Here is a 10,349-nt window from a genome sequence, read left to right on the forward strand (position 1 = left end):
AAAAAAAGAAAAAAGGTGCAGCTACTTTTGATTTAATCATTCATCCGAATCTAAGTTATAGTGATGGTTTTACAGAAGAATTGATAGAGGTTTATAAAAAATCTCCTGAAAAATTCAAACGTTCAGACTTTGATTTTATATCGAGTTCAGAAACAGGTTTTTGTCTTACGGTTACTTTTTACCTTTTTTGCAATGTTGATGTTCAAAAACTTTATGAGGGTAAACTTCCGATCCATAGGGCTAATAAAATACTAAAAGATGCTATCGAAGGTGCTGAAGATTTTTACTATATCTTTGATAGACCTCTTAAATTTGGTAATTATGAACTTGTTAGATTGACACAAATGCGTTCAATCAAAGATGAATTCGAAGGACGCGAACAAAATGCATCAGATTGGACTTGGAGGATTGGTTCTGAGTCTTACAGCAGAGTAAAAAAACAAGGGGAAGTACTGATTAACCGTTGGAATCAGTGCGTTGATAAATCAGAGCAAGAAAAACAGACATATTTTGAAAAGCACCTGAAAGTTTTAGAGAGCTATCATGGCTTTAGAGGTGTACGCAAACAAGTTGGAACATTGTGGGCAAAGGAACGTAAGCTATTTAAAGCAAAATATGGTGAAAATTATTTAGCTTATTATCGCTCCTTAAATCTGAAATATATCCAACGCCTTAAATCCCCATTTAAAGCCAATGCAGAACCAAAAGAAATGATTGATTACATGCAAAGTGTTATTGAAAATAGTGTAAAAAATACTCGCTGATCGCAGTGAGTATTAATTTTGTATGTTACAATATTTAACAAAGTAACAATTAAATCTATTTGTATGAAAGTAATCACTAAGTTGGCCGTTTTAGGCTGTGCTACAGCAGTTTTAACGGGGTGTGGGACACTGACAGGCTTACCTTCTCATGGGGGAGGAAAACGTTTTGCTGTTGAACAAGAAGTTGTTGCAGCTTCATCTCGTGCGGCGGTAAAAGAGCTTGATTTATCTTCTCTGGTGAATCACAAAGTTGCAATCTATGTATCAACGATGGGAGATCAAGGCTCAGGTACGATGTCTGGCGGTCGTTATTCTGTAGATGCCCTGATTCGTGGTGAATATTTAAATAATCCAAGTTCATCAACAAACTATGATTACCCACTTTCAAAAACGGTAAGCAGTACCAGTGCAGGTTCGTTATCGAGTGTTACTGAATCAAATGCTTTACTCAATGCACCAAGCCATTCTAAAACAACCTCTGAAGGTGGGATGAGTCGCCAAGCGTTATCGATTGGAACGAACGGCATGGGTGAGTACCGTAATGAAACATTAACAACAAATCCTCGTGATGTTTCTTTCTTGTCTAATTTGATCCAAACCATGTTTTATCTACGTGGCATTGATGTGGTATCTCCTGAGCAAGCTGATACGGATGTATTCATCAATGTTGACGTTTTTGGCACGATCCGTAGTCGTACAGAAATGCATGTTTATAACGCTGAATCATTAAAAGCAGTCACCAAACTTGAATATTTTGCGATAGATCGTCGCTCAAAACAGTTAGTCATTAAACCGACGGTACGTTCTTTTGAAGCAGGCTACAAAGAGCAATATGCATTTTGGATGGGACCTTTTAAAGTCAAAAAAACAGTAAAACCTTCTGATCCTTTACTTGTCGATTTCTCAGATGTACGTCCTTACAAAGACATTCAAAGTTCTGAAAATCCAACATGGAATAGCCCAAACTCAAACCAACCAAGCATTTCTCCTGCTATTTTAAGAAATAGAACTCAAGGAGAATAATTCGTGATTCAGCGTGGTATTGTCTTATTCTTATTGAGTGTTTTGACAGTCATTACACAGGTTTTTGCAGGAAGTCTTACCAACGATCCATTTGTGCAAAGCAGTATAGATCGGAGTAACTTTGAACCTGGGGGACAATATCACCTGTTTGGTGCTCCACGAGGAGGAACGACTGATCGAGAAGGAAGGATTAACGTCCTTCCTGTATACGACCAACAGTTTGGTAGTTTACGTCTAGAGAATGTGGTTGTTGATGGTGATATCACTTATAACACCCGTTTTTCTGGGCATCATTGGGATGAGCATGCTCCCTTTTCAGAAACTTCAAGTCAATCCAAATCCACAGAGGAAGGTAGTATTGCCGATGGTTTTACTGTCCTTAAGCTAAACTGGAGTGGTACGAAAGTCCACCCTGCCGATGGATATGATGGTGAGCAAGGTGGCGGCTATCCTGTACCTACAGGTGCCCGAGATGAATACCATTATACGATTAATGGCAATGCTCAACGTATTTCGCTACAACTCAATGATCAACGTTCAACCTCGCAACGATTTTTAGATCGATTTTCTCAAGCAGGCAAAGACTTTGTTGATGGAGCAAATCAGAGCCATGATAAGTTTTTTATTCATGATCCCAAACTCAATACGTGGGGGAATATCGCACAAGGTTTTAATGGTCTTGTTGATGCAGCGCTCAGTCCGTTACGACCTATTTCTGATCTATTAGGTGTTCATGATGCTGCGGATGGCTTAAGTGCGCTATCAGGTTATTCGACACTTGCAGGTATGTCTGAGTTATCTGCGGATGGTAAAGGTTCTGCGATTGATGCTCTAGCTGTTGCGAATGGGTTTAAAAACGATATTATTGATGCAGCTCATGATTGGGCACTTAATCACCCGAATAGTTTGGAAGGTATAGGGGTTGCAACTGTCATTGTTCCGCCTCAGCTTGCAACTGGAATTAAAGAAGGTACTACTATTGCTGATGCAGTTTCAGCTAAGCCATTAAGACCACAGGTTCCAATTGATACTCCTATATCTAAAGAAACACCAGTTACTCCATCACATACTTTTCCCGATGAGGTCTTTTCAGGTAAAGCTCCAAAACAAACAGAACCAGGAAATACGACAAGACTTCAAGAACGATATAATCCTCATACAGGACAATTAGAAGAATCTATTATTACTTATGACGAATATGGTCGAATGAAAGAAAGAGTTGATTATACAGACCACGGCTATGCAAAAGGGAAGAATAAGCATTCTGATCCACATATTCATTATTACGAATACTCATCAAATACGCCAGGTGGGAAAGAAACAAGGGTTAATTTAGATGAAAGTAAATGAAATCCAAAACTTAATAACAGAGTTCGCACATATCTTCTCATTCACCATTGAATATGATGAAATCGAGCGATTTTATAATTTAAAGCTAAGATTATGTAAGGATTTATTTGATATAAAGCAGCCTTTTCTAATAGTTAATTTTATTGGAGTGACAAATTTAAATTTATCTGATTTTGATAGTCAGTTTAATCAGATATTAGGTTTAGTTATTGAAGATAATATTAATGGTTGGGAGAGAGTTAAATATGATGTTCATCAAATTGAAGACGATAATTTATCTTTTAGATGTTTTGATATTAATGCTGAATTAACTTCTCCGCATAATAGCTCTATTTAACCCAATCACGAATAAGAAATCATTTAGAATAATGAACTCTCGGTTAAATAGTAAAAATCTGTTAGAACTTTTTGAACAAAGAGTACGAGAAACGCACTCAGAAGACTTTAAACTTGGCCCAAGCAAAGAGGAAATTCTAGCTTTTACTCAAACACACGGTATTGATCTTCGTGAAGATCATCTACAATTTCTGATGAAATATGGTGGAGGATTAATAGAAACGTATTATGGAACCAATAGTTTTGAAGATTTTAAGGATTATTACCTAGATCCAGATGAAGCATCTGTCCGTTTGAACAATGAACAAATCACTCCCCCAGGAAGTACTTATTTTAGTTACGCTCCATTTGGAGAAGTTGTAGCTATTAATAATACAAAAGGGCATCTCGGAGATTTTTATGGTGCTGATGGTATCGATAATATAGATTATGGAAATATTAATAGTGTACTTTTTCATTACTTTATAACTGGAAGAAGAAGATATAATTTCTTCAGTGAAGAAAAAGATTTATTATTAAAAGAGGGAACTTCTGAATATAAAATTAAATATCACTCATATAAAATTGAAGATATATATGTTAGTGGTTTAGATTTTTATTATGTAGATGGTGATTTAATTTCTTTAACTCAGTATACTCATACTAAATATTCTGGTGGGATATTGAATTTAATTTAACCCGAATTACGGATAATAAATCATTTAAAATCATGAACTCTCGGTTAAGTAAAAAGCTGTTAGAACTGTTTGAGCAAAGAGCAAAACAGATACATCCTGAAAAGTTTAAATTAGGTCCAAGCAAAGAGGAAATTTTAGAATTTACCCAAGAACACGGTATTGTACTTCGGGATGATCATCTACAATTTCTGATGAAATATGGTGGAGGATTAATAGAAACGTATTATGGAACCAATAGTTTTGAAGATTTTAAAGATTACTATCTAGAAACCGATGAAAAGCAGATTGAATTAGATAATAAGGAAACCACTCCCCCAGGAAGCACTTACTTTAGTTATATTCCATGTGGAGACGGGGTAGCTATCAATAATGAAAAGGGTCATATAGGATATTTTTATGGAGGGGATGGTCTCGATAATGTAAATTATGGAAATATTGATAGTGTGCTTTTCCATTATTATATAGAGTGTTATAAATACTTTAAAATTTTTAAATCGGTAGATTCAAATCTACTTTCTAAAGAAACAATTGAAAATTATAAAACCAAATATCAATCATATAAAATTGAAGACATATATATTACTGGTTTAGACTTTTATTACGTAGATGGTAATTTAATTTCTTTAACCCAGCATACTTATACTAAATATTCTGGTGGGATACTGGATTTAATTTAGTACGATTTTTTATTAGTGATTCGGATTAAGTAGTATGAATTACAATATAAATGCAGACTTCTTTTTAACCCATAATATTTTTCTATCCTATGAAGAAATATATTACGGGTTAGTAAACAATTTTTTGGATAGTAAGGATGCCTTAAAGTATATTGATAAAAATCTGGAAAATGTAGAAGAAATTCCAGATAATATTACTGCTATACTTCTGTTAAAAGAAGACGAACTTTTTAAACTGAAAGAATTGCTTAAAAAAATAATAGACCTTGATATATATATCAATGATTCTAAAGAAAAATGGGTGAAATTAGAGTTGTTTTGGTTATATAAGCACAAGGATAGTTTTCAGAATGTACAGAGTACTATTGATAAATTATATAGTGACTTTGATTATCCTGAAATAATAGCTTCACTTGTAAGTTATATGCCTGTAGATGAAACTAACTTGGGTAAATCTTTATATGAAAAATGGGAGAAAATTATTAAATGCTATTTATAACTCGAATCACCAATAAGAAATTATTTACAAGTCATGAACTGTCGGTTAAGTAAAAAGCTGTTAGAACTGTTTGAACAAAGAGCAAGACAGACACGTCCTGAAAAGTTTAAACCAAGTCCAAGTAAAGAAGAAATTCTAGAATTTACCCAAGCGCACGGTATTGACCTTCGGGATGATCATCTACAATTTCTAATGAAATATGGTGGAGGATTTATAGAAACGTATTATGGAACCAATAGTTTTGAAGATTTTAAGGATTATTACCTAGATCCAGATGAAGCATCTGTCCGTTTGAACAATGAACAAATCACTCCCCCGGGAAGTACTTATTTTAGTTTTGATCCATATGGGGAGGCTACAGCTATTAATAATAAAAAAGGGCATCTCGGAGATTTTTATGGTGCTGATGGTATCGATAATATTCATTATTGCAATATTGATAGCCTGCTTTTCTGTTATTATTCAGATAATTATGAATTTTTTAAATTTTTTAAATCAGTAGACTCAAAACTACTTTCTAAAGAAATAATTGAAAATTATAAAACCAAGTATCGATCATATAAAATTGAAGAAATATATTATTTTAATTCAAATTTTTATTACGTAGATGGTAATTTAATTTCTTTAACCCAGCATACTTATACTAAATATTCTGGTGGGATACTGGATTTAATTTAGTACGATTTTTTATCAGTGATTCGGGTTAAACTTAGAGAATAGAATATAGTTCTAAATGAAAAGGTTGAGTAAATGGGGCAAGCTAAACAAAGGGGTACACTTGAGCAAAGAGTAAAGCAAGCTCAAGAACAAAAAGATGATTTTTATGGAACTGAAAGAAGTCTAACAGAAGTTCTAGCTGAACTAGGCTTACCACAAGATAGTACAGTAAAAGGTTATGTTATTCATCTACCTGAAAAAGATGAATTTGTAGCTAAAATTAATGACAATAATATTTCTTTTTCAGTTGCTTATGCTCGGACACCTGAATTAGCCATGATATATGATGAACCACAAAAAGCGATTTTAGATGCTAAAAAGATTTCAAAACATAAGCTATTGGTTTGTGTTTTATTGGAAACCTCAAAGCAATACGTAATTAATGATATTTGGGCTAACTATTAGTACCCACCATCATCATCTAAAAATGCTTGAGCAGATTTGATATTAGATACTTTTACACTTGGGATATTATGGCTAAGTGCTATAAGTTGTGCTGTATTAAAATCATCATCACTAATTTGATTACTTACAGGGATTCGACCTGTTCGAGCAATTTCTGCCATGACCATACTAAAAACAGATGCAGGGGTTAGCCCAAGGTTTTTAATAATATACTCTGCTGACTCAGAAATAGTTTTATCAACAGAATATTGAACGCTTTTTTCAATGAATCTCGACATTTAATAATCTCCATAACTTTTATGTCGTAATTTAATCATTAAATCTTACTCTTGCTAAATATTGTGAAAGTTCTTGGATTTTGTCTTGTTGTAAAAGGAGAATAACCATGATTGATCCTCAAAATTTAATTACGACAAAATGGGATGATGCAGGAGATTTAGCAACAGAAGAAGATATGCAAGCCTATTTACAAGCATGTCGAAGAAGCTGAAAGCACTTGCTCTAATTGCTAAATCTCGTGGTGAGCCAACTCGTTAATTTAAGGGTGCATAGCTTGGGCGTGGAAGTTTTTTTCGGAGCATGAAGCCATAAATTTCTATATATCTAAGTTGTTAATTAAACAAATAAAAAGATATATGGACTAAATGTACAAGTATAGTCAAACCGTTCAAAACTACATACACGTAAAAATCACCGAATATGGCTATACACGGCTTTAGTATCATTGGCTGTATGAACAATTAGATAGTTATATAATGAATACGCTTAAAAAGCAGGATTTTATGGCTAAAATCCTGCTTTTTCTAAGATTGGATAGAGCTGTTTGAATTGTTCAGGTTCTAAAAGCATGTCAGCGATTCGAGAGGCAAATTGCTGATAGCTTTCAGTTCCTTTTGAGTATCGACTCATTTCGGGCATTTCAGACAATTTACTAGCAAAAAAATGACGCTGTTTATCAGTCATTTTTACGAATAGATCAGGCGTGTTTTGATCACGTTTTACGTCTTTGATTTCTTTTTTGTATTGTTTCTTTTGTTTGAATTTGAATGAAAAATCACTTATCACTCGCCCTTTCTTATACTGCTCGTAACTTATTTTGATGTCTGTATGAGTGTTAATTTGTAATACAGCAAGATCTAGGACATTTTTTTTAAGGTGTGAGATGGCTTTGTATTCATTTTCATCAAGCCCCATTTTTTCACGAAAATCTGCAATAGACATATTAAAACTACCAACTGAACGCCATTGCGATATTAATTCGTAAAGTCGTGTTGCATATTTACTTGAGAGTTTAGCAGTTTGGCACATATCGTAAGATGTAAAACGACTTTCTAGTCTTGATATAAAAGGGATTATTAATCTAGCAAAAGTGAGTTCTACATAGCCCTTATCCTCAAAATATGCAATATCTTGAACCCATCGTGTATGTATTTTTTTTAGTTCCTGACCACTTTCATTAAAATCATAAATTGTGACATAACGAAAAAAAAGACTTTCAACAGCATTCTTTAATGCAAGGTATGAAGCTTGTCTTGTTGTGTTAAACATTTTTGCGTAATCACTAGCAAAAATTGTGATTGGTGTTGACTCCGTAATTATTTTTTTTTGTTCTCTTGCTGTATTTATAGCTAGTAAAACAAGCCTTTGCTCACATTGATCAAATTTATAACTTGCTTCAATTAAAGCATTACTTTTCACAATTAATTTCATAATTGATCCAGTTTTATTATTTAGATTATTTTTCATTGCCTGAGTACTTTTTAGTTGATATAGCAAGTTTATATAACAAGCTTGTTTAAAACAATATAAAAGTTGAGCTGTCTAAATGGTAAGTAAACCTGTTTTTTAGGTAAGTAAACCTGTTTTTTAGGTAAGTAAACCTGTTTTTTAGGTAAGTAAACCTGTTTTTTAGGTAAGTAAAATATTGATTTTAAAGTAAAAAAATTGTCCTAAAAGTATTAAAAGTATTAAAAGTATTAAAAGCCCCAAAAGCTTAAAATCAAAGACAAAAAAGCTATGAATTTCGCTACGCTCAATACTTTTTGAAAAGCAAAAGCAATTCTTTGTGATAGTAAATTTCAGCTTGTAATAGCCGCGAGCCGCGATGCCGAAAAATCAAAAGCATGTAATCGGGGAGGAAATAGACAAATAATTTCTAGTCACTTCGTTTTGTTAATCTTGTTTTGAAACCAAGTATCACAACATCAAAATCTTTCAATAAAAGAAAAATCACTATTCGTACATGATAAATATTGCGATAAATGCGATTTTAAGGCTCTCTGTGCGATGTTTTTACTTGTTATGCTATCCATGTACCAAAAATATTTTTTGTGGCGTGGAGAGCCTTAAAACAAAGGAAAGCAGTTTATAGTCATACTCAGGACTTTGGCTCATTTTAGCGAGTGAGTGAACTCGAATAGCTCTGGCTATTAATCTTTGATGTTTTAAAGTGCATCACCATTGCCGTGCCAACGCCTGAATTTTTCGCAGTAACCAAACTCTGAAAAATTAAATTTACTGTTTTTCAGTGTTTTGTATTACAGAAACCAATCTGTGGGGGAAGCCAATCCCGCACAAAACACTGTTTTAGATATTTCACATCAATCACCATCGGCTCAGACTTTCCCGATTATCAGCACTTACGTTTTTATTCGCTCGGACTGACTGCAAACCATCAAAATAATGTTTTTTGTACTGATCTGATCTCCAACACTCATCAAGATTCTTGCGAATCACGACCTAGTATGTTGCCTGCACTTTATTCAAAGATGCTATACTTAAAACGGTCTTGAGTGTGTCCCAAGTTATCCAATTCTGTCTTAACGTGTAGATCGCTTATCTGCTCAATTTGCTCTGTTTTCCATGTTCCGCCCTCCGTAGTTCCAAGAATTTAAGGGCATTAATACAGTTTACAAATCGTCAAAGCAGGTAAAGCACTTTCACTACCAAATGCGAGTTTGACCTTTTCAGGCTGACACGCAATTACAGGCTTGAGCTATCCATTGATCTCAACTGAGCAAATTTGAATGTCATCACGACAATTTCACAAAATTACTGTTTGAGTACCGATTACGCCATCTTTCGACTTGTAACCCTATGATCTCACGATCATCTCAAAAGCCCACCTGTTGGTCATACGTCTGTTATCGCTAACAGCTCGTAGGGTTTCTTAACGAGTTTATCAATCCTTGCAAACTCTCAACCTCTCAAAATTGGCAGGGTTGATCTAGTCACCTAGATTCCCGTGTCCTTGTCGCCCAACCACAGTTTCCCCGACTTACTTAAAAAATCGAATGGAATGAGTAGAAAAGGGGAATCACACCCCTCAGCCCTCGTTGCAGCCGCGCCAGCTAGGTTTCCCACGCACGCAGCTACACCGACGTAATTCATCAAAATGGCAGTAATGATGAACCGACTGATGCTGATTCTCGAAAGGTTGGCTAAACCCTTGAGAATCAGATAAAAATATCTAAAAAACAAAGGTTTGGCAGACCTAATAAAAACAGCAAAATCTAAGATCAAGTTATCAGATTACGTTTATGAGGTCAAATTCATGGAACTACTTAATTGTTAAATCCCTATTTTAAAAATTAAATAAAATTCTTTAAGAATTTAATACCTTAAATTCCATTATTTAATATTAAATATCCTTAAATCCTTATTGTTAAATCTCCTAAAAAATTGTAGTTTATTAAAAAAATTGGAAAGGATGCGGTTATGATCTATTTTTCACACTCACCAAAAATTGTCATGCAAAAGCTACAAGATGAGATCGTTAGATCGAATTGTGTTTTGTATAAAGAAATTGAAATGAGGTTTCGAGATAACGAGGAATTTATCAAATTTGTTGAAAAATGGACCGAGCGTTATCAGCTTACGCTATCTCCCAAAGAACGCTATA

General features: G+C 34.1%; 12 protein-coding genes. 10 read left to right on the top strand and 2 right to left on the bottom strand.

The genetic code is table 11. The features are described 5' to 3' along the window. The 9 genes from I2F23_RS12065 to I2F23_RS12105 all read left to right on the top strand — a co-directional run. The coding region (locus I2F23_RS12065; protein WP_195772843.1) for a hypothetical protein at positions 1-764 on the top strand (764 nt) is incomplete at its 5' end. Between the two features lie 63 nt (positions 765-827). Then, positions 828-1,787 (top strand): adhesin, encoded by a 960-nt coding sequence (locus I2F23_RS12070; protein ID WP_195772844.1) that lies wholly within the window; start codon positions 828-830, stop codon positions 1,785-1,787. Positions 1,788-1,790: 3 nt separating this feature from the next. Further along, the gene (locus I2F23_RS12075; protein ID WP_195772845.1) at positions 1,791-3,137 is read left to right on the top strand and encodes a MafB family polymorphic toxin; all 1,347 of its coding nucleotides are present in this window, start codon (positions 1,791-1,793) and stop codon (positions 3,135-3,137) included. Continuing rightward, positions 3,124-3,474, top strand: a complete 351-nt coding sequence (locus I2F23_RS12080) for a hypothetical protein (protein ID WP_195772846.1) — start codon at positions 3,124-3,126, stop codon at positions 3,472-3,474. Before I2F23_RS12075 ends, I2F23_RS12080 begins: the two co-directional genes overlap by 14 nt. Positions 3,475-3,505: 31 nt before the next feature. After that, positions 3,506-4,150 (top strand): SMI1/KNR4 family protein, encoded by a 645-nt coding sequence (locus I2F23_RS12085; protein ID WP_195772847.1) that lies wholly within the window; start codon positions 3,506-3,508, stop codon positions 4,148-4,150. A 32-nt stretch (positions 4,151-4,182) separates the two neighbouring features. Further along, positions 4,183-4,827 (top strand): SMI1/KNR4 family protein, encoded by a 645-nt coding sequence (locus I2F23_RS12090; RefSeq protein WP_195772848.1) that lies wholly within the window; start codon positions 4,183-4,185, stop codon positions 4,825-4,827. A 34-nt stretch (positions 4,828-4,861) separates the two neighbouring features. Beyond that, the gene (locus tag I2F23_RS12095; RefSeq protein ID WP_195772849.1) at positions 4,862-5,326 is read left to right on the top strand and encodes a DUF2247 family protein; all 465 of its coding nucleotides are present in this window, start codon (positions 4,862-4,864) and stop codon (positions 5,324-5,326) included. A 33-nt stretch (positions 5,327-5,359) separates the two neighbouring features. Continuing rightward, entirely contained in the window at positions 5,360-6,004 is a 645-nt protein-coding gene (locus I2F23_RS12100; protein WP_195772850.1) for an SMI1/KNR4 family protein, read from the top strand. 72 nt (positions 6,005-6,076) lie between these two features. After that, on the top strand, positions 6,077-6,448 hold the full coding sequence (locus tag I2F23_RS12105) for a hypothetical protein (RefSeq protein WP_195772851.1): 372 nt from the start codon (positions 6,077-6,079) through the stop codon (positions 6,446-6,448). Here the strand turns inward: I2F23_RS12105 and I2F23_RS12110 are convergent. Both I2F23_RS12110 and repM read right to left on the bottom strand, forming a co-directional pair. Beyond that, the gene (locus tag I2F23_RS12110; protein WP_195772852.1) at positions 6,445-6,726 is read right to left on the bottom strand and encodes a type II toxin-antitoxin system RelB/DinJ family antitoxin; all 282 of its coding nucleotides are present in this window, start codon (positions 6,724-6,726) and stop codon (positions 6,445-6,447) included. The genes I2F23_RS12105 and I2F23_RS12110 overlap by 4 nt on opposite strands. Before the next feature lie 508 nt (positions 6,727-7,234). Next, positions 7,235-8,158, bottom strand: coding sequence for a replication initiation protein RepM (repM, locus tag I2F23_RS12115; RefSeq protein WP_195772853.1), 924 nt, complete (start codon positions 8,156-8,158; stop codon positions 7,235-7,237). Positions 8,159-10,165: 2,007 nt separating this feature from the next. Between repM and I2F23_RS13845 the strand changes: the two genes are divergently transcribed. Next, positions 10,166-10,349, top strand: a 184-nt coding sequence (locus tag I2F23_RS13845; protein ID WP_213014726.1) for a hypothetical protein, incomplete at its 3' end; no start/stop codon positions are given.

It is taken from the genome of Acinetobacter pollinis (genome assembly GCF_015627175.1).
In the GTDB taxonomy this organism is placed as follows: Bacteria; Pseudomonadota; Gammaproteobacteria; order Pseudomonadales; family Moraxellaceae; genus Acinetobacter; species Acinetobacter pollinis.